Source organism: Micromonospora sp. PLK6-60 (genome assembly GCF_019890675.1).
GTDB lineage: Bacteria > Actinomycetota > Actinomycetes > Mycobacteriales > Micromonosporaceae > Micromonospora.
In genome coordinates, this window is record NZ_JAIOAA010000005.1 from 57,023 (window position 1) to 75,324 (window position 18,302).

The 18,302-nt window shown below is 73.6% G+C and carries 18 protein-coding genes and 1 pseudogene; 7 read left to right on the forward strand and 12 right to left on the reverse strand.

The features are described from left to right. Window positions 1-18 precede the first annotated feature (18 nt). The gene (locus K7640_RS11790) at window positions 19-2,391 is read left to right on the forward strand and encodes a hypothetical protein (protein WP_222955137.1); all 2,373 of its coding nucleotides are present in this window, start codon (window positions 19-21) and stop codon (window positions 2,389-2,391) included. A 27-nt stretch (window positions 2,392-2,418) separates the two neighbouring features. Here the strand turns inward: K7640_RS11790 and K7640_RS11795 are convergent, their stop codons facing one another. Further along, the gene (locus tag K7640_RS11795) at window positions 2,419-2,604 is read right to left on the reverse strand and encodes a DUF397 domain-containing protein (RefSeq protein ID WP_222954821.1); all 186 of its coding nucleotides are present in this window, start codon (window positions 2,602-2,604) and stop codon (window positions 2,419-2,421) included. Then, window positions 2,591-3,387: pseudogene (locus K7640_RS11800) on the reverse strand (helix-turn-helix transcriptional regulator). Before K7640_RS11800 ends, K7640_RS11795 begins: the two are co-directional and overlap by 14 nt. Before the next feature lie 203 nt (window positions 3,388-3,590). On the opposite strand from K7640_RS11800, the gene K7640_RS11805 reads away from it, so the two are divergent. Both K7640_RS11805 and K7640_RS11810 read left to right on the forward strand, forming a co-directional pair. Further along, entirely contained in the window at window positions 3,591-3,980 is a 390-nt protein-coding gene (locus K7640_RS11805; protein WP_255608749.1) for a hypothetical protein, read from the forward strand. A gap of 11 nt (window positions 3,981-3,991) precedes the next feature. Beyond that, window positions 3,992-4,222 carry a flavin reductase gene (locus K7640_RS11810; RefSeq protein WP_308042526.1) on the forward strand — a complete coding sequence of 77 codons (231 nt, stop codon included), beginning with the start codon at window positions 3,992-3,994 and terminating at the stop codon, window positions 4,220-4,222. Between the two features lie 60 nt (window positions 4,223-4,282). Here the strand turns inward: K7640_RS11810 and K7640_RS11815 are convergent, their stop codons facing one another. After that, window positions 4,283-4,846, reverse strand: a complete 564-nt coding sequence (locus K7640_RS11815) for a dihydrofolate reductase family protein (protein WP_222954823.1) — start codon at window positions 4,844-4,846, stop codon at window positions 4,283-4,285. Window positions 4,847-5,009: 163 nt separating this feature from the next. Between K7640_RS11815 and K7640_RS11820 the strand changes: the two genes are divergently transcribed. Together K7640_RS11820 and K7640_RS11825 are read left to right on the forward strand one after the other, a co-directional pair. After that, window positions 5,010-5,639: a dTMP kinase gene (locus tag K7640_RS11820; protein ID WP_222954824.1), complete on the forward strand. Its 630-nt coding sequence runs from the start codon at window positions 5,010-5,012 to the stop codon at window positions 5,637-5,639. Between the two features lie 9 nt (window positions 5,640-5,648). Then, the gene (locus K7640_RS11825; protein WP_222954825.1) at window positions 5,649-6,062 is read left to right on the forward strand and encodes a GNAT family N-acetyltransferase; all 414 of its coding nucleotides are present in this window, start codon (window positions 5,649-5,651) and stop codon (window positions 6,060-6,062) included. 53 nt (window positions 6,063-6,115) lie between these two features. Here the strand turns inward: K7640_RS11825 and K7640_RS11830 are convergent, their stop codons facing one another. From K7640_RS11830 to K7640_RS11845, 4 genes are all read right to left on the reverse strand, one after another. After that, the gene (locus K7640_RS11830) at window positions 6,116-8,290 is read right to left on the reverse strand and encodes a transglycosylase domain-containing protein (protein ID WP_222954826.1); all 2,175 of its coding nucleotides are present in this window, start codon (window positions 8,288-8,290) and stop codon (window positions 6,116-6,118) included. A 248-nt stretch (window positions 8,291-8,538) separates the two neighbouring features. Continuing rightward, complete coding sequence (locus K7640_RS11835; protein ID WP_222954827.1) at window positions 8,539-9,342, reverse strand: hypothetical protein; 804 nt, start codon at window positions 9,340-9,342, stop codon at window positions 8,539-8,541. Between the two features lie 150 nt (window positions 9,343-9,492). Next, a complete protein-coding gene (locus tag K7640_RS11840) occupies window positions 9,493-10,602 on the reverse strand; it encodes an SPFH domain-containing protein (protein WP_222954828.1) in 1,110 nt (369 codons plus the stop codon). Between the two features lie 4 nt (window positions 10,603-10,606). Next, window positions 10,607-11,080 carry an NfeD family protein gene (locus K7640_RS11845; RefSeq protein ID WP_222954829.1) on the reverse strand — a complete coding sequence of 158 codons (474 nt, stop codon included), beginning with the start codon at window positions 11,078-11,080 and terminating at the stop codon, window positions 10,607-10,609. A gap of 88 nt (window positions 11,081-11,168) precedes the next feature. Between K7640_RS11845 and K7640_RS11850 the strand changes: the two genes are divergently transcribed. After that, entirely contained in the window at window positions 11,169-12,488 is a 1,320-nt protein-coding gene (locus tag K7640_RS11850) for a serine hydrolase (RefSeq protein WP_222954830.1), read from the forward strand. Between the two features lie 356 nt (window positions 12,489-12,844). Here the strand turns inward: K7640_RS11850 and K7640_RS11855 are convergent, their stop codons facing one another. Then, window positions 12,845-13,657 (reverse strand): DUF3097 domain-containing protein, encoded by an 813-nt coding sequence (locus tag K7640_RS11855; protein ID WP_222954831.1) that lies wholly within the window; start codon window positions 13,655-13,657, stop codon window positions 12,845-12,847. Between the two features lie 228 nt (window positions 13,658-13,885). Between K7640_RS11855 and K7640_RS11860 the strand changes: the two genes are divergently transcribed. Further along, the gene (locus K7640_RS11860; protein ID WP_222954832.1) at window positions 13,886-14,680 is read left to right on the forward strand and encodes a hypothetical protein; all 795 of its coding nucleotides are present in this window, start codon (window positions 13,886-13,888) and stop codon (window positions 14,678-14,680) included. A 34-nt stretch (window positions 14,681-14,714) separates the two neighbouring features. Here K7640_RS11860 and K7640_RS11865 read toward each other — a convergent pair whose 3' ends face one another. The 4 genes from K7640_RS11865 to fabG all read right to left on the reverse strand — a co-directional run bounded on the left by K7640_RS11865 (window position 14,715) and on the right by fabG (window position 18,190). Continuing rightward, window positions 14,715-15,494 (reverse strand): HAD-IIA family hydrolase, encoded by a 780-nt coding sequence (locus tag K7640_RS11865; RefSeq protein ID WP_222954833.1) that lies wholly within the window; start codon window positions 15,492-15,494, stop codon window positions 14,715-14,717. A 33-nt stretch (window positions 15,495-15,527) separates the two neighbouring features. Continuing rightward, window positions 15,528-16,559 carry a ferrochelatase gene (locus tag K7640_RS11870; protein WP_222954834.1) on the reverse strand — a complete coding sequence of 344 codons (1,032 nt, stop codon included), beginning with the start codon at window positions 16,557-16,559 and terminating at the stop codon, window positions 15,528-15,530. 134 nt (window positions 16,560-16,693) lie between these two features. Continuing rightward, the gene (gene fabI / locus K7640_RS11875; RefSeq protein WP_222954835.1) at window positions 16,694-17,461 is read right to left on the reverse strand and encodes an enoyl-ACP reductase FabI; all 768 of its coding nucleotides are present in this window, start codon (window positions 17,459-17,461) and stop codon (window positions 16,694-16,696) included. Between the two features lie 24 nt (window positions 17,462-17,485). Next, a complete protein-coding gene (gene fabG, locus K7640_RS11880; RefSeq protein WP_222954836.1) occupies window positions 17,486-18,190 on the reverse strand; it encodes a 3-oxoacyl-ACP reductase FabG in 705 nt (234 codons plus the stop codon). Between the last annotated feature and the right edge of the window lie 112 nt (window positions 18,191-18,302).

The window sequence follows — 18,302 nt, forward strand, 5'->3', positions numbered from 1 at the left end:
GCTCGATACGGTGCCGGCATGCCTCAGTGGTGGGCCCGGGTGCTGGGCGGCCTGTGCGGCCTGGCGGTCGGTGGGTCCGCCGCGTGGAGCGCCGCGACCGAGGACAAGCCGGCCACCGTGGTGCTGGCCGGGGCTTTTGCCGCGACGGTGGGCGCGTTCGCGCCGACCGCGTACGAGCGGCTCACGGCAGGGCGGCGGCGGGTGGACTTCCGGGCGGTGGCCGCGGTGCCACCGGCGTCGGTGACCTGGCTGCTGAACCCGTGGCACGAGGTCGTTCCGTTCCGGGGCCGGGAGACGGAACGCGAGCGGCTGTTGGCCTGGTGCGCCGACCGGGGCGAGTCACCGATCCGGCTGGTCTTCGCCCCGGGCGGCTACGGCAAGACCCGGCTGGCGCTGCGGCTGACCACGCAGCTCACCGCCCAGGGGTGGCAGTGCGTGCCGGTGCGGCCGGGGCAGGAGCACGAGGCGGCGCGACGCGCGGCGGCCGACGACGCGCCGGGCCGGCTGCTGCTGGTGGTGGACTACGCCGACGCCCGCGTACCCGACGGTCTGGCGCAGTTGCTGGCGACGGCCGTGCGGCGGCGCGCGGACCGGGTCCGGGTGCTGCTGCTGGCCCGGACGGCGGGGCCGTGGTGGACGTCGCTGTCGGCCACCGCCGGGGATCACGCGGCGCTGTTGGACGCGGTGACCACCGACCGGCGCAACCTGATGCCGTTGGCCGCGCAGCTGGACACCCGCGCCCCCGGCGAGGTGGTGGCCCACGCGGCGGAGGTGTTCGCCCGCCGGCTCAACCGGCCGATGCCGGACCTGCCGGATCACACTTACCAGGAGGACGCGCCCGTGCTGCGGCTGCACGCGGCGGCCCTGGTGGCGGTGCTGGGCGGCCCGGCCGACGGCTACGGCCGGGGCGACGCGATCGGCGAGGTGCTGGGCCACGAGCGGCGCTACTGGCGCGACGCCGCCCGGCGGCAGCGGGTGGACCTGCCCGCCGACGAGGAGCAGGCCGACGCCCTGCTGGCCCGGGTGGTCGGGGTGGCGGCCCTGCTCGGCGCCGACGACGAACCGGCCGCCGCCGCCCTGGTCCGGCACGCCGCGCCGGCCGCCGCGGCCGACCAGGACAGCTGCCACCGATGGGTACGCTGGCTCTACCGCCTCTACCCGGCCGAAGCCGGGGCCACGGCGGGTCGGCTGGGCACCCTCCAGCCGGACCTGCTCGCCGAGCACCTGGCGGTGCGGGCGCTGGCCGGCTGCACCGCGGCGGAACGGACGGCGCTGTTCGGCCGACTCGCCGTCGGGCAGGCGGTGCAGGCGTTGACCGTGCTGGGCCGGGCCGCCGCCGACCGGGTCGCGGCCGGCCACGCCGAGGTGGACGGCTTCATCGACGAGGCGCTCGCGGCGGACGTGCCGACGATGGCCGAGGCGGTGGTGCGGGTGGCGGTCCAGTTTCCCGGCCGCTACGCCGCCCGGATGACCGCCCTGCTGACCGACGCGCCGCCGCGGGACCTGCGGTGGCTGCGACGCCTCGCGGAGCGGGTGCCCTACCCGTCGCTGGAGCTGACCGGGCTGGCGTTGGCACTGACCACCGCGATCACCAACAGCGACGCGAGCGCCTCGACGGCGGACCGCGCAATCTGGCGCGGTAACCACGCCGTCCGATTGGCGGCGGCCGGGCGTCGCGCCGAGGCGCTCACCAGCAGCGCCCAGGCCGTCGCCCTGCGTCGCGAACTGGTGGAACGCAACCGCGAAGCCCACCTACCCAACCTGGCAAGATCGCTGAACAACCACGCCGTCCAGAAGGCGGAAGCCGGCCAACGGGCCGAAGCGCTCGCCACCAGCACCGAAGCCGTCACCCTGTACCGCGAACTGGCGAAACGTAACCGCGACGCCCACCTATCCGACCTGGCAATGGCGCTGGTCAACCACGCCATCCGACAAGCGGAAGCCGGCCAACGCGACGAGGCGCTCGCCACCAGCACCCAAGCCGTCGACCTGCACCGCGAACTGGCGAAACGCAACCGCGACGCCCACCTACCCAACCTGGCGGGATCGCTGAACAACCACGCCATCCGACAAGCGGAAGCCGGCCAACGCGACGAGGCGCTCGCCACCAGCATCCAAGCCGTCACCCTGTACCGCGAACTGGCGAAACGCAACCGCGACGCCCACCTACCCAACCTGGCAAGATCGCTGTGGGCCGTGGGGTGGGTCACCGAGCTGCTCGGCGCTCGGGAGCACACTCGACAGGCGATCGAGGCGACCACCGAAGCCGTACGCCTCTTTGACGAGGTCGCCGCGTTCGAACCAGATGCCTATGCCGCACTGCGGGACGGAGCGGCTACCACCCTCCAGAAGCTGATCGACAACGATCAAGGCCCTCCAGCGGCGCGCTGACGAGCCTCGACGGTGGGATCCGGGGGGCTACCGCCGGGTCGACGTCACGAACGCCTGCCAGGCGGTCGGGGCGAAGGCGAGCACCGGGCCGGACGGGTCCTTGCTGTCGCGGACCACGACGACACCGGGCAGGTTGCCGGCCACCTCGACGCACTCACCGCCACTCGTGCCGCTGCGGGTCGACTTCTTCCACCGCGCGTTACTGAGGTCCATGCTGGCTCTCCACTTCCTTGAGCAGGGCGACCGACAGGGCCTCCGGGAGCGCGACGCCCCGCACGCTCTCCCATCTCGCCAGAAGCCTGGCGATGCCATCTTCACCATCGACATCCAAGCCGACAAGTTGGTTGTCCAGGTGGCCCATCCAACCGCCGTCCGCCGACCGGGCCAGCGCGAGCGGACCGGACAGCCCCACGTGTAGCCCGGCGTTGGCGGGAATCAGGTGGATGTGCACGTGCGGCAGCTCGGCCATCCGCAGCAGGTGGCCGAGCTGCTCCCCCATGATGGCGTCGGTGCGGCGTAGGGCCGGCTCGTCGATGACCGCGATGACCTGGGGCGGATGCACGCGGGCCAGCACCTCCTGGCGTTCCATCCGGGCTTGCACCTGCTGCTCGACCTCCGCCTCGGGCTTGTGTCGTCGAAACGCAGCACCGCCCGGGCATAGTTTGCGGTCTGGAACAGCCCGGGCACCAGCGTCGGGTTGAAGTAGCGGAGCTGCTCGGCACTGCGTTCCGCCTCCAGCCAGGGCTTGAACCACGACGGCTGGCCGTCGCGCTGGACCGCCCGGAGCAACGACTCGAACAGCCCGCCGGTGTCGAGCACCTCGTCCACCCGCTTGACGTACGGCAGGTCGACCGGGCGGGTGCCGGTCTCGACGGCGGAGACAGTGGACGCCGAGTAGTTCGTGCGGCGGCCGAACTCCTCCTGACTCAGCCCGGCGAGCACCCGCACCCGGCGGAGCTGGACGCGAATGCGGTCGACGGTCAGCTCAGCTTCCACTGTTCCTCCAGGAAATCACCAGGACCGCCGACCGCCGCCGGAAACGCGGGCCCGGCACCGGAACGGGATCACGAACCGGGTCAATGGCTTCCGACGGTAGTGGCCAGCTCACCAGACTGTCACCGTGCTGCGGCGAGTTGCGGCATCCGACGATCGCCGCGATCCCGCGGCCTGGTTCCCGCCCACGTCCCCCGGAGGTCGAGATGCTGTGTCCGTTCCCCCGCTGCCCGCTGGCGACGCCACCCGCCGAGCCCGCGCCGGGGCCGGCGGTGACGGCGGCGCTGGCCATCGTGGGCCGGCCGCTGGACCTGACCAACGCCGCGATGACCGGCGGGCACGTCGGCCGCCGCCCACGCTGGCTCTGCGACAGGTGCGCCGACCCGTGGCCGTGCGCGCTCTTCCGGACGTACGTGGAAAGGCTCCTCCCCCGGACCGCGCTGATCCCGACGATCGCCGCGCTGCTGCGGCCCGCCATCAGCGACCTGCGGGGCCGGCCGGGGGGTCCGACGCCGCCGCAGATCGTCCGGCGGTTCCTCTGGTTCCTGCCGCTGACCGACGACGAGAGCCGGGCCCTGGCCCTGCGGCTGCGATGAGCCGGCCGCCCGTGCCGCACGAGGCCATGCGACCGTTGTGGCGGTGCCGCAACTGTGGCGCGCCGTGGCCGTGCCAGCCGGCCCGGCTCGCCCTGCTGATCGAGTACCGGCACGACCGGACCGCCCTGCTGGTCTATCTCGGCACGCTGCTGGTGGAGGCACGCGACCAGCTCGGGCAGCTCCATTCGCCGCCGCCCGACCTGACCGAGCGGTTCCTCGGCTGGGCGCGGGCGCGGGGCTAAGGTCGACGCGGCGCGGCGCGGGTCGGCGCGGCCAGCCTGCCCTGGCGTGCCGGTCGGGTGTCATGCCCGCCGGTAGCGCAGCAGCGTCGCGGTGCCGTCGAAGACCTCGGTGTCGATGAGGGACAGCTTCAGCCGCGGTGCCCCGGCCGGGAAGACCGGCTTGCCGCCGCCGAGCACCACCGGATGCACGATGACCTGGTATTCGTCGATCAGGTCGAGCGCGGTCAGCGCGGCGGCGGCACCGGCACCGCCGGTCAGCAGCAGGTCGCCGCCGGGCTCCTCCTTCAGCGCGGTGACCTGCTTGGCGAGGTCACCGCCACCGATCACCCGCGCGTCGTGCTCCGCGCCGGTCAGGGTGCGGGACACCACGACCTTGGGGGTGCGCCGCCAGATCGGCGCGAAGGCCAAGTCGTGCGGGTCGGTGAACGTCGACTCGGGCCGGGGCCAGTACCAGGACATCAGCTCCCAGACCTTGCGTCCGTAGACGAACGCGCCGGCCCGCTCGCTCAGGCCCAGCGAGTACGCCGACAGCTCCGAGCCCATGACCGGCCAGTCGAACTCGCCGTTCGGCCCCTCGATGAAGCCGTCGACCGACTGGTGCACCCAGTAGATGACCTTGCGCATCCGTCCACTCCTCGCGGTGCGCGCCCCGGTCCGGGGCGCTCTCAGCGGTGGGTCGGAGCCGACGAGCCGAATCCGACAGCCGACGCGGAGATTTTCTCGGCGGGTTTCCGGCCGGGGTTCGGCAGCGCCGGCGGCTTGCCGGAAGGAGCTATCGTCCGGACCCGTGGCCCGCCCCCTCATGATCGCGCTCGTCGGCGTCGACGGATCCGGCAAGAGCACCCAGGCCCGGGCCCTGGCCCGGCGGCTGACCGACCAGGGGGTACCGGCCCGCTACTTCGAGAACGCCGGTGGCCGCCCGCTGTGGAACCGGCTGGCCCGCGCGCTCGGCCGCCGAGACGGGATGGCGCTGTTCGGCCGTACCTGCTATCCGCTGCTGGAGGCGACGGTGCGCGCGGTGGCGATGGTGCGCACGCTGCTCTGGTCGCGGCTGACCGGGCGGGTGGCGGTGCTGGACCGGTGGACGTACTGCCAACACGTGATCATGGCGGCGCGGGGTGACCGGGGCCGGCGGCTGGTCCGCGCGGCGTACGCGGTCTTTCCTCGGCCGGACGTGGTCTGCTTCCTGGCGGTGCCGCCGGAGGTGGCGCAGGCCCGGGTGCTGGCCCGGGGCATCGACACCGAGGAGCTGGCGCACCTGACCGCGCTGGACGCCGGCTACCGGGCGCTGCCGGAGTTCGGCTCCTTCGTGGTGATCGACGGCGACGGCACCCCGGACGAGGTCGCCGCCGCGCTGGACCGGGTGGCCGGAGCGCTGGCCGGCGATCGGCGGTCCGGCGGGCCGCGCGCACGGTAACTTGTGATCATGGAATATCGCCTGGTCGACCGGCTGCCCACGGTCGAGGAGTTCGTCGCCGTCACCCGTGCGGTGGGCTGGGGCGACGCGTACGACCCGGCGGCCATCCCGGCCTCGCTGGCGGCCAGCGTGCACGCCGTGGTGGCCGAGGAGGGCGACCGGGTGATCGGGCTCGGCCGACTGATCGGCGACGGGGCGATCTACTACTACCTTCAGGACCTGGCCGTGCTGCCCGAGCGGCAGCGGCGCGGGGTCGGCGCGGCCATCCTGCGCCGGCTGGAGGAGTGGATCGCCCCCCGCGCCTCGCCCCGCACCTTCGTCGGGCTCTTCGCCGCCGGGGAGTCCGTCGGCCTCTACCGCCGCTTCGGCTACGCCGTGCACGACGGCATGACCGGCATGTTCCGCGTGGGCCCACTGGTGTAAGGAGGGGCCCCTTATTAACAGACGTCTGTTAATAAGGGGCCCCTCCTTACACCTCAGCCGCGGCGGCCCTGGAGCCAGCGGAGGATGTCCGGCGGCAGCCCGGGGTCCTGCTGCGGGGTGGGGCTGGGGGTCGGCGGCGTCGGGCGCGGCGGTTCCGGGCGCTTCGGGTCACCGGCCAGCTCCGGGCTCGGCGCGGTGAAGTCGCGCACCGGCAGGCCGTCGACGGCGGTGCGGATGGTGCGGGCCACCGCGTCGATCACCTTGGCCTGCACCGCCGAGCCGACCAGGTCGGTGGAGTCGTCCGGGTTGGCCGCGATGCCGGCCACGGCGACCTGCGGGGTGAAGCCGACGAAGGTCTCGGTGGCGTTCTTCTCCGAGCTGCCGGTCTTGCCGGCGACCGGGCGGTCGACGATCCGGTCCACCGCGGTGGCCGTGCCGCCGTTGCACTGCCCGTACGCCGACTGCTGGCCGACCGGGCAGCGCGCCGCGTCGGTCGCGGCCCGGGCCACGTCCTCCGAGAGCACCCGCTTGCAGGACGGCTCGCCCACCGGCACCTTGGTGCCGTCCGGCGCGGTCACCGACACCACCGGCGTCGGGGTGCAGTACGTGCCCTCGGCGGCCACGGTGGCGTACGCGTTGGCCAGGTCGAGCGGGGTGGTGGCGGCCACGCCGAGGGTGAAGGCCCCCCAGTTGTGCGCGTCGTGCGCGGCGAAGTCGGCGTCGGCCTGGGCCCGGAAGGTGATGCCGAGGCGCTGGGCCATCTCCACCACCTTGTCCTCGCCGACCTGCTCGGCCAGCCAGACGAAGTAGGTGTTGACCGAGCGGCCGAAGCCGTCCCACATCATCCGGTAGCCGTCCATCCGCTCCGGGTTGGCGTTGGCCGGGCACCACTTGCCGTCGCAGTTGCCCTCGCCGTCGTCGGCGTACCGGGTGGGCAGCCTGCTGGGGGCGTCGAAGCCGGTGGCCAGGGGACGTCCGGACTCCAGCGCGGCGAGCATGGTGAACAGCTTGAAACTCGATCCCGCCTGGTATCCCTGGACGCTGCCGCCGCCGGAGACCAGCGGGTTGACGGTCTCGCCGCTGCCCAGGCCGTACGTGCGGTTGACCGCCATGGCGAGCACCCGGCCGGTGCCCGGCTCGACGGCCGCGATGGGCAGCGCCCGCTTGTCGTCGGCCGGGTAGACCTTGCGGGCCTCGGCCACGGCGGTGGCCTGCACGTCGGGGTCGAGCGAGGTGACCACCCGGTAGCCGCCGCGGCGCAGCGCCTGCTCGCGCTCGGCCACGGTGGCGCCGAACGCGGGCTGCGCCAGCCACCAGCGGCGCAGGTAGTCGCAGAAGAAGCCGGTGTCGGCGGTGGCGGTGACCGCGCACCCGTTGGGCTGCGCGGTGGGGTGCAGGGCCAGCTTCTCGGCCTTGGCCCGCGCGGCCTGCTCAGCGGTGATCTTGCCGGTTTCGGCCATCGCGTCCAGCACGTACCCGCGCCGGTCCAGCGCGGCCTGCTGGTCGCCGCCGATGGGGCTGTACTGGTCGGGCGACTGGACCAGGCCGGCGAGCAGGGCCGACTCGGCCAGGGTCAGGTCCGCCGGGGACTTGGCGAAGTAGCGCTGACTGGCCGCCGCGATCCCGTACGCCCCGGAGCCGAAGTACGCGATGTTGAGGTAGCGGTTGAGGATCTCGTCCTTGCTGAGCCGGTCCTCCAGCGCGGTGGCGTACCGGATCTCCTGGAGCTTGCGGCCGAGGGTCTGCTCGGTGGCCGCGGCCCGGTCCGCCGCGCTGAGGCTGGGGTCGGTCTTGAGCACGTTGCGCACGTACTGCATGGTCAGCGTCGAGCCGCCCTGGGTGTTGCCGCCGGTCACGTTGGCGACCAGCGCCCGGGCCATGCCGCGCAGGTCGGCGCCGCCGTGGGAGTAGAACCGCCGGTCCTCGGCGGCCACGATCGCCTGGCGCATCACCGGCGCGATCTCGGCCAGCGGGACGTCGCTGCGGTTCACGTCGTAGAACGTGGTGAGCAGCGTCGCGCCGTCCTTGGCGTAGAGGTAGGAGCGCTGCGGCTGGGCGGGGGTACGCAGCGCGTCCGGCAGGTCGTCGTAGGCCGCCAGGCCGGCCTTGGCGGCGTACCCGCCGAGCAGGCTGCCGGGGAGCGCGGCGACCGCGACGGCGAGGCCGACGAGCAAGCCGGCGAGCAGCACGGTGAACAGCCGCGTCAGCGGCGACCGGGGTCGGGGCATGGCTGCAAGGATGTCCAGCGGCACCGGCAGCGGGCTACTCCGGCACGCGATTGTCAGCTAACTCACCGTGACCTGCCAGCATTCTCCCCACCCCACCCCCCTCCCGTCCCCGCCGTCCCCCGCGTCCCCACCCCACCCGCTTGCGTCGATCATGAAGTTTGCGTCGCAAAGGGCGATCGAGCCGACGCAAACCTCATGATCGACCGGGAGGGGCCGGGGGGGGGCGGGAGGGGGCGGGAGGGGGTGGGTCAGGCGGCGGGGAGGGGGCCTTGGGGGGCGTCGGGGGGTGGCGGGGCGGCGACCACGCTGGCGGTGGCGGCGTCGCGGGCGATGGCCTGGGGCACCAGGCGGCCGGAGCGGTAGCCGATGCCGATGCCGGCGATCAGCACGAAGATGGCGCCGAAGGTCTGCAGCGAGCCGATCAGGGCGCCACCGAGGCCGAGCAGCGGGGCGGCGATCATCAGCATCGCCCCGTCGCCGTAGGAGAAGGCCCCGGACCGGGCCACCGACCAGCCGACGAGCAGCCAGCCCGCGCTGTAGAACGTGGCGCCGGCCAGCACCACCGACCGGGCGGTGACGCCGAAGACCGGGGTCTGCTCGGCCAGCCCGGCGAAGGGCAGCATGAACACGGTGCCGGCGATGCTGGCCAGCAGCCCGGCCGCGGCCACCCGCCGGCTGCGGGTCGCGGCCAGCAGGCCGGTCAGCGCCAGCAGCGCGAGCAGCCCGAGCCAGACCGCCGCCACCCAGCCGACCAGGTACAGCGGGCTGCCGTCGGCGGGATAGGGGGCGCGGCCCACGCCGCCGTCGCTGGCCATCGCCACCACGCCGTAGAGGACCGCGTACGCGGGCAGCAGCCAGACCGCCGCGCGGGCGAAGCGCCGCACCGACCAGGCCCAGCTCGCGTTGGTGGCCGGCGCGGCCGGAGCGGGGTCGCCGACGAACGGCAGCACCCCGAACCCGCCGCCGGCCCGCCGGCTGCCCAGCGGCCCGGCCGGGTCGTGCGCGCCGGGCACCGGGGTCCGGGAGAAGAGGCGGTTCGCCGGGTCCTTCATGCGTCACCTCGCTCGGCTCCGACGGGCGGCGGGGGACGCACCGGCGCCCCGGTCCTGGCCACCACCCGTCTCTTCGACCGATGGTGGCAGGCACCGGGGCGCCGTATGAGCAGTTTTCGCATTTACCGCCCGAGGACCGGGCGGACCGGATCAGCCCCGCTCGCGCTGATCCGCCGGGTCGTTCACCAGGCTGTCCGTCGAGACCGGCTCCGGTGCGGGCAGCCCCTGCGGACCCTTCCCGCCGGTGGCCTGCGCCTCGGCGACGCGTACCTCGTCGTGGATCTCCCGGGCGGCGATGGCCGCGGCCTCGGCCGCCTCCGCGGCCTCCCGCTCCACCTCGCTGGCGGTGTCCCGGGCCTCCGGCGCCGGCACGTCGCCGGCCATCCGGCTGAGCCCGCCCAGCGCGCCGCCCATGCCCTCCAGGGCCTTGGTCAGCTCGGTCGGCACGATCCAGACCTTGTTGGCGGTGCCGTTGGCGATCTGCGGCAGCGCCTGGAGGTATTGGTAGGCGAGCACCTTCTGGCTCGGGTTGGCGGTGTGGATCGCGTCGAAGACGGTACGGATCGCCTTCGCCTGACCCTCGGCCTGCAGGATCCGGGCCTGCCGGTCACCGTCGGCGCGCAGCACAGCGGCCTGCTTCTCACCCTCGGCGGAGAGGATCTGCGACTGCTTGTGCCCCTCGGCGTTGAGGATGGCCGCGCGGCGGTCCCGCTCGGCGCGCATCTGCTTCTCCATCGAGTCGCGGATGCTCGGCGGCGGCTCGATCGCCTTGATCTCCACCCGGGTCACCTTGATGCCCCAGCGGCCGGTGGTCTCGTCCAGCACCCCGGACAGGTGCCGGTTGATCTCCTCGCGGCTGGTCAGCGCCCGCTCCAGGTCGAGCGAACCGATAACGTTACGCAGGGTGGTGACGGTGAGCTGCTCGATGGCCTGGATGAAGTTGGCGATCTCGTAGGTGGCCCGGACCGAGTCGACCACCTTGTAGTAGAGCACCGTGTCGATCGAGACGACCAGGTTGTCCGAGGTGATCACCGGCTGCGGCGGGAAGCTGACCACCTGCTCCCGCATGTCGACCTTGGTCCGCACCGCGTCGATGAACGGGACCAGGATGTTCAGCCCCGGGCTCAACGTCTTCTTGTATTTGCCCAGCCGCTCCACCACGTCCTGGCGCTGCTGCGGCACGATGCGCACCGCCTTGGCCAGGGTGATGACCGCGACCAGCGCCACGGCTATCAGCAGGACCGGGAGAACGAATTCCATCTAGTCACCTTTTCGCTTCGGGTAGCTCCCCGGAAGGAGAAATGTCATCTCGCCACACCAGGGCGGTGGCACCTCGCACCTGGACCACCTGCGCCCGCTCGCCCGGCGCGAACACCTGGGTCGCGTCGTACGCGCGGGCCTGCCACAACTCGCCGTCGATCTTGACGAGGCCGTGGTCGGTGTCGACCCGTTCCAGCACCAGTGCCGAGCTGCCCTCGATCGCCTCCACGCCGAACGGCTGATCGCCGCTCTCCATCGCCGACATCCGATGCCGGCGCAGCGTCGGCCGGACGCCGAGCACCGTCAACGCGGACACCACCGCGAAGACGACCGCCTGCACCTCGACCGGCGCGCCGAGCGCGGCGGCACCGGCCGCGGCCAGCGCACCGACCGCGAACATGATCAAGAACAGGGTCGTCGTGAAGATCTCGGCGACCGCCAGCACCGCTCCCAGAACGATCCACCACACCGCGTCCACCCACCGATCGTGACACGCCAACGCACGTGTCATCGAACTGTCATGATCGGTACGCTCGGGGCGCCGCCTGCCCCGAGGAGAGATCACCGTGTCACTGCTACCCGCCACCGCCCGCCGGATCGACGACCTCGTCGCCCGCGCGCAGGCCGAGGGGCGCGCCCCGTCGCTGGTCGTCGGCGTGGTCCGGGACGGGACGCCGGCCCACGTGGCGACTGCCGGTGAGCACCCCCGGCCGGACGCCGACCTGCAGTACCGGCTCGGCTCGATCAGCAAGACGATGACCGCGGTGCTGGTCATGCAGCAGCGCGACGCCGGCCGGCTCGCCCTGGACGACCCGCTGGAGCGGCACCTGCCCGGCACCCCCGTCGGCGCGCTGACCCTGCGGCAGCTCCTCGGCCACGCCAGCGGACTGCAACGCGAGCCGGACGGCCACTGGTGGGAACGGCACGAGGGCGGCGACCTGGCCACGCTGGTCGCCGGGCTCACCCCGGACAAGGTCGCCTTCCCGCCGCACCGGGCCTACCACTACTCGAACCTGGCGTACGGGCTGCTCGGCGGGGTGCTGGAGGCGGTGACCGGGACCCCGTGGTTCGCGCTGCTGCGCGAGCGGGTGCTCGAACCGCTGGGGCTGCGGCGGACCACCTACCAGGCCACCGAGCCGTTCGCCCGCGGCTACGTCGTACACCCGTTCCACGACACGTTGCGCGAGGAGCCGCGGACCGACACCGGGGCGATGGCCCCGGCCGGGCAGCTCTGGTCCACCGCGACGGACCTGGCCCGCTGGGCGGCGTTCCTCGCCGACCCCGATCCGGCGGTGCTCGCCCCGGCCACCCTCACCGAGATGTGCGTGCCGGTGGCGATCAACGACCTGGAGTCCTGGCGCGGCGGCCACGGCCTCGGCGTGGAGCTCTACCGGGTCGGCGACCGGGTGTACGTCGGCCACGGCGGCTCGATGCCCGGCTACGTGGCCGGGCTGGCCGTGCACCGGCCCAGCCGCACCGCGGCGATCAGCTTCGCCAACTCGTACGGACTGGGCAACGGCCACCACATCGTCGGGCTGGCCCGGCAGGCGCTCACCGAGGTGCTGGACGCCGAGCCGGCCCGGCCGCCCGCCTGGCGTCCGGTCACCACCGCGCCGGGCGCGGAGCTGACCGAACTCACCGGCCGCTGGTGGTGGATGGGCCTCGAGTACGAGTTCCGGCCCGACCCCGGCACCGGTGACCTGCTCGGCGGGCCGGTCGGGCTGCCCACCCTGCGGTTCACCCCCGAGCGGCCGGACCGCTGGCGGGGGCGCTCCGGCGGCCAGCACGGGGAGATCCTGGCCGTGCTGCGCGACGAGGCCGGGCGGCCGGTCGCCCTGGACATCGGCACCTTCGTCTTCACCCGGACCCCCGACCAGGAGCCCTGACCCGCACCGCCGCGCCCGTCGGACGCGGCCAGGCCGGCCACCCGCCGATTGCTGAGCGTCACGTCCCCGCCCTAGCCCCACCCCCACGCCGACGCTTTGCTCTGCTGCCGCGGAGGCAACAGTCACCAGGTGTGGCCGGCCGGCCGGCTGGACCGACCACCAGTCACCGGCGAAGCCCCTGATCAGGGCCGGTGTTGCCCGGGCGGAAGCAGAGCAAAGGCGGCGAGAGCGGTGTGGCCGGAGCCCGCGTCGGTCACGGTGAGTGGCCAAGCGATGTGGTCACCGGCAGTACGCGCGCCGGCGGCATCGTCGGTGCGTTCGCTCGGCGGGCGGGGCGGGGCGGGGGCGGCGGGCGATCAGGACGGTTCGGTGACGAAGTCGATCAACCGCTCCATGGCGTTGATCAGCGGCGTCTCCACGTCGGAGAAGCTGTCCACCCGGGACAGGATGTGCCGCCACATGTCCGCCGGCTCGGCCACCCCGAGGGCCGCGCAGACCCCCTCCTTCCACGGCCGTCCCGGGGGCACCACCGGCCACGCCGCGATGCCCAGCGCCCGCGGCTTCACCGCCTGCCAGACGTCGACGTACGGGTGGCCGGTGACCAGCACGTGCGGGGACGTCACCCGGGCCACGATCCGGCTCTCCTTCGAGCCCGGCACCAGATGGTCGACGAGCACGCCGAGACGCCGGCCTGGGCCGGGGGCGAAGGCGCGTACCTCGGCGTCGAGGGCGTCGATGCCGTCCAGCGGCTCGACCACCACGCCCTCGATCCGCAGGTCGTCGCCCCAGATCCGCTCGACCAGCGCGGCGTCGTGCACGCCCTCCACCCAGATCCGGCTGGCCTGGGCGACCCGGGCCCGGACGTTGTCCACGGCGATCGAGCCGGAGGCGGTACGCCGGCGGGCCGCCGGCACCGGCGCCCGGGCCGGCCGGCGCAGCGTCACCGGCTTGCCGTCGAGCAGGAAGGCGGCGGGCAGCATCGGGAAGTTGCGCCGCCGGCCGTGCCGGTCCTCCAGCACCACCGCGCCCGACTCGAAGCCGACCACCGCGCCGCAGAAGCCCGAGTCGGCGTCCTCGACCACCAGCTCCGGCTCGGCGTCCACCTCGGGGATCGCCTTGCGCCGCCGCCAGTTCCCCGACAGCACGTCCTCGCTGTATCGCCCGGCCATGTCGATCACGCTAACCCGCTCGCCGCTCGGGTACCCGCCGACGCGCCGCCCCACCCGTACTCCGGCAGCCGGTCGGCCGTCGGTGGGGCCGCCGGGTGGCGCGGCCCGCAGGTGCGCAGGGAGCGGGCCGGAGGGCGGCAAAGCGGGCGAACGGCGTAGTTGGGGGCAGCCGGCGACGGGCGGGCGGCAGTCGAGACAGGGACGGCCGTCAGCACGTACCCTTTCGGCATGTCCCTCCCCGCAGCGGGCGCGGCCACCCTGACTCCGCGCCGGTCGAGCCGGTTCGTCGCCTGGGTGCGCGCGTGGCGCGCCGGGCTGGTCCCCTTCGACGAGGTCTCCGAGGAGATCGCCGGCGACGAGGAGCACCTGGTCGCCGACGCCCCCGGCACGTGGACGGACGTGCCGCTGCGGGAGGCGCTGCCCGCGCTGGCCAAGCTCTCCCCCGACGAGATCCGCCTGGTGCTGCCGGCGCCGGGCGACCCGCGGGGCCTGCCCGGGCCGGGTGACTTCGCCGGCGCGGCCCTGCTCGCCGGGGAGGCCGTGGTGGCCGGTGGGCTCGGCGTCATCCCCGAGGTTCGCACGCACACCTCCGGCTCCGGGATGACCTGGGAGACGGTGCTCTGGCGCTGCTACCCGCTGCCGGCGGACGCGCCGAAGGCGTCGCTGAGCGCCCCCGGCGCCGCCGAGGCGGAGGCCGAGCTGGCCGCGGCGCTGGCCGAGAGCACCGCCGCGCTGACCCGGCTCGACGTGGCGCAGTGGCGGCCCGAGCTGGCCGGCGCCCTCGCCGCGCTGCGCCGCCCGGACGGCACCACCGACCTGCCGCCGGGCTTCGACCCCCGGTCCCGCCGGCTCTTCGCCCGGGCCGCGGTGCTGGACCGGGTGCTCGCCCTGGCCGGGCACAGCGCGCCCGGCGGGGCGATCAACAACTACGAGGCCCAACAGCGCGACGCGGCGCTGCGCCCGCTCACCACCGCCTGCCGGCAGGCCCTCGTGGCCGCGTGCAACGCCCCGCTGCGCCCCTGAGCGCCGCCCGCCCGCAGACCTCGTCGATCGGCCGTCAGATCTCGTCGATCAGGTCGGCGACCGAGTCGACGATCCGCGACGGCCGGTACGGGTAACGCTCGGCCTCGACCCGGGAGCTGATCCCGGTGAGCACCAGGATGGTCTCCAGGCCGGCCTCCAGGCCGCAGAGGATGTCGGTGTCCATCCGGTCGCCGATCATCGCGGTACTCTCCGAGTGCGCGTCGATGGTGTTCAACGCCGAGCGCATCATCATCGGGTTGGGCTTGCCCACGAAGTACGGCTCCACCCCGGTCGCCTTGGAGATCATCGCGGCGACCGAACCGGCCGCGGGCAGGGCGCCCTCCACCGACGGGCCGGTCGCGTCCGGGTTGGTGCAGATGAACCGGGCGCCGTCGTCGATCAGGCGGATCGCCTTGGTTATCGCCTCGAAACTGTAGGTGCGGGTCTCCCCCAGCACCACGTAGTCCGGCGCGAAGTCACTGAGCACGTATCCCACGGCGTGCAGCGCCGTGGTCAGGCCGGCCTCGCCGATCACGTACGCCGTTCCGCCCGGCCGTTGGTCGGCCAGGAACTGCGCGGTGGCCAGCGCGGACGACCAGATCGCCTCCTCCGGCACGTCCAGCCCCATCCGGGCCAGCCGGGCCTGGAGGTCACGCGGGGTGTAGATGGAGTTGTTGGTCAGCACCAGGAACGGCTTGCCCGAGGCACGCAGTTTCTTGATGAACTCCGGCGCGCCCGGCACCGGCTGGCCCTCGTGCACCAGCACGCCGTCCATGTCGGTGAGCCAGCTCTGCACCGGCTTGCGGTCATGCATGTGTCGCCCCAGGGGTGTCGAAAGTCGGTCGGTTCAGGGCCGGCGGGCCGCCGGCACGCAGCACGGAGTGGGGCAGGTGTCCCACATCGGCAACTCGCCGAGGCGACGGCGCAGCCGCTCCCCACCCGGGGTGGTGCGCTCCTCGACGAGCTCGCGGACCATGGCCACGAAGCGCGGGTCGGTGCCGGGCGTGCCGGCCCGGGCGAAGTCCAGCCCGAGCTGCTTCGCCGTCTCCAGGGCCTCGGTGTCCAGGTCCCACACCACCTCGAGGTGGTCGGAGACGAACCCGATCGGGCTGACCACCACCGCCGTCACGCCCTGCCCGGCCAGCGTGGCCAGGTGGTCGTTGATGTCCGGTTCGAGCCACGGCACCTGCGGCGGGCCGGACCGGCTCTGCCATACCAGGTCGTACGGCAGGTCGGGCGCGGCGGCGGCGTGCACCAGCCGAGCCGTCTCCTGCAGCTGGGCGGTGTACCGGCCGCCGGTGGGGCCGGCGGTGGCCGCCGCCGAGGTGGGTACGGAGTGCGCGGTGAAGACCAGCCGGGTGGAGTCCCGCCGCGCCGGGTCGAGCTGGGCCAGGGCCGACCGCACCGCGTCGGCGTGCGGCTCGACGAAGCCCGGATGGTCCCAGAACTGGCGCAGCTTCTCGATCACCGGGGCGTCCGGGCCGACCGCCGCGCGGGCCGCCGCGATGTCCTCCTGGTACTGCCGGCAGGACGAGTAGCCGCCGTACGCGCTGGTCACAAACGCCAGCGCCCGCTCGACTCCGTCGTCGCGCATCTGCGCCACGGTGTCGGCGAGCATCGGGTCCCAGTTCCGGTTGCCCCAGTAGACCGGCAGGTCGAGCCCGTGGGCGGCGAAGTCGTCGCGGATCGCGGCGAGCAGGTCCCGGCACTGCTGGTTGATCGGGGACACCCCGCCGAAGTGCAGGTAGTGCTCGGCGACCTCGGCCAGCCGCTCCGGGGGGACCCCCCGGCCCCGGGTCACGTTCTGCAGGAAGGGCAACACGTCCTCGGGCCGCTCCGGGCCGCCGAACGAGACCAGCACCACCGCGTCGTACGCCATGGGTCCCATTCTCCCCCGCCCGCCGTGACGCCGCCGCGACGCCCCCTGGTCAGCGCGGTAACGAACACCCCGGGGGTGTTAAGCGGGGCCCCTTCCTATGCAGAATGCGTTAAGAGGGGGCCCCTCCTTACATCTCAGGCGCCGATGGCGTGGTAGCCGCCGTCGACGTGGACGATCTCCCCGGTGGTGGCCGGGAACCAGTCGGAGAGCAGCGCCAGGCAGGCCCGCGCCGCCGGCTCCTGGTCGGTCAGGCTCCAGCCCAGCGGGGCCCGCTCGGTCCAGGCGTCCTCGAACTGGTCGAAGCCGGGGATCGACTTGGCGGCGATGGTGCGCAGCGGCCCGGCGGCCACCAGGTTGCTGCGGATGCCCTGCTTGCCCAGGTGCAGGGCGAGGTAGCGGGAGGCGGACTCCAGCCCGGCCTTGGCCACGCCCATCCAGTCGTACACCGGCCACGCCTTGGTGGCGTCGAAGGTGAGCCCGACCACGGCGCCGCCGGCCGACATCAGCGGCAGCGCCGCCATGGCGAGCGACTTGTACGAGTAGGTGGAGACCTGCAACGCGGTCGCCACGTCCTCCCACGGTGCGTCGAGGAAGCCGCCGCCGAGGCAGCTCTGCGGGGCGAAGCCGATCGAGTGCACCACCCCGTCGAGGCCGTCGACGTGCTCGCGAACCTTGTCGGCGAGCCCGGCGAGATGCTCGGGGCTGGTCACGTCCAGCTCGATCACCGGGGCCGGCTCGGGCAGCCGCTTGGCGATCCGCTCCACCAGGGAGAGCCGGCCGTACCCGGTGAGCACGACCTGGGCGCCGTTCTCCTGGGCGAGCTTCGCCACCGAGAAGGCGATGGAGGCGTCGGTGATGACGCCGGTGACCAGCAGCCGCTTACCGGCCAGCAGTCCGGACATGTCGGTGTTACCTCCGTTGCTTTCTCAGTGCCCCATGCCCAGGCCGCCGTCGACCGGGACGACCGCGCCGGAGACGTAACCGGCGCCGTCGCCGGCCAGCCAGGTGACCACCGCGGCGACCTCCTCCGGGCTGGCCATCCGGCCCGCCGGGATCGACCTGAGGATCTCCGCCTTGCGCTCGTCGGGCAACCCGGCGGTCATGTCGGTCTCGATGAAGCCGGGCGCGACCACGTTCGCGGTGATGTTGCGGCTGCCCAGCTCCCGGGTGATCGAGCGGGCCACCCCGACCAGGCCGGCCTTGCTCGCCGCGTAGTTGACCTGACCGGCCCCGCCGGCGAGCCCGACCACCGAGGAGATGAAGATCATCCGGCCCCACCGGGCCCGCAGCATCTTCCCGGAGGCCCGCTTGGCGCAGCGGTACGCGCCGGTCAGGTTGGTGTCCAGCACCCGGGTGAACTGCTCCTCGGACATCCGCAGCAGCAGCGTGTCGTCGGTGATGCCGGCGTTGGCCACCAGCACCTCCACCGGGCCCAGCTCCGCCTCGACGGCCGCGAACGCGGCGTCGACCGACTCGCCGTCGGTCACGTCGCAGGTGACCCCGAACAGCCCCTCCGGGGCCGCCCCGCTGCGGTGGGTCACCGCCACCCGGTCCCCCTGCTTGGCGAAGGCCTGCGCGATGGCCAGGCCGATTCCCCGGTTTCCGCCGGTCACCAGCACCGTACGGGCCACGGTTCCCCCTGAAGCTCAGCTGATCTTTCGGTCGGTGGCGAGCCTAGGCGTTACCGACAGGTAAGCGCTAACGGCCGCCACGTCACACCTGGGTACGACCAGCGCCTCACCC

Excerpts from the sequence above, each read along its gene's own strand:
- K7640_RS11790 (WP_222955137.1), top strand. The coding sequence starts at position 19 with ATGCCTCAGTGGTGGGCCCGGGTGCTGGGCGGCCTGTGCGGCCTGGCG.
- K7640_RS11795 (WP_222954821.1), bottom strand. The coding sequence starts at position 2,604 with ATGGACCTCAGTAACGCGCGGTGGAAGAAGTCGACCCGCAGCGGCACG.
- K7640_RS11805 (WP_255608749.1), top strand. The coding sequence starts at position 3,591 with ATGCTGTGTCCGTTCCCCCGCTGCCCGCTGGCGACGCCACCCGCCGAG.
- K7640_RS11815 (WP_222954823.1), bottom strand. The coding sequence starts at position 4,846 with ATGCGCAAGGTCATCTACTGGGTGCACCAGTCGGTCGACGGCTTCATC.
- K7640_RS11825 (WP_222954825.1), top strand. The coding sequence starts at position 5,649 with ATGGAATATCGCCTGGTCGACCGGCTGCCCACGGTCGAGGAGTTCGTC.
- K7640_RS11830 (WP_222954826.1), bottom strand. The coding sequence starts at position 8,290 with ATGCCCCGACCCCGGTCGCCGCTGACGCGGCTGTTCACCGTGCTGCTC.
- K7640_RS11835 (WP_222954827.1), bottom strand. The coding sequence starts at position 9,342 with ATGAAGGACCCGGCGAACCGCCTCTTCTCCCGGACCCCGGTGCCCGGC.
- K7640_RS11840 (WP_222954828.1), bottom strand. The coding sequence starts at position 10,602 with ATGGAATTCGTTCTCCCGGTCCTGCTGATAGCCGTGGCGCTGGTCGCG.
- K7640_RS11855 (WP_222954831.1), bottom strand. The coding sequence starts at position 13,657 with ATGGCCGGGCGATACAGCGAGGACGTGCTGTCGGGGAACTGGCGGCGG.
- K7640_RS11860 (WP_222954832.1), top strand. The coding sequence starts at position 13,886 with ATGTCCCTCCCCGCAGCGGGCGCGGCCACCCTGACTCCGCGCCGGTCG.
- K7640_RS11865 (WP_222954833.1), bottom strand. The coding sequence starts at position 15,494 with ATGCATGACCGCAAGCCGGTGCAGAGCTGGCTCACCGACATGGACGGC.
- K7640_RS11870 (WP_222954834.1), bottom strand. The coding sequence starts at position 16,559 with ATGGCGTACGACGCGGTGGTGCTGGTCTCGTTCGGCGGCCCGGAGCGG.
- fabI (WP_222954835.1), bottom strand. The coding sequence starts at position 17,461 with ATGTCCGGACTGCTGGCCGGTAAGCGGCTGCTGGTCACCGGCGTCATC.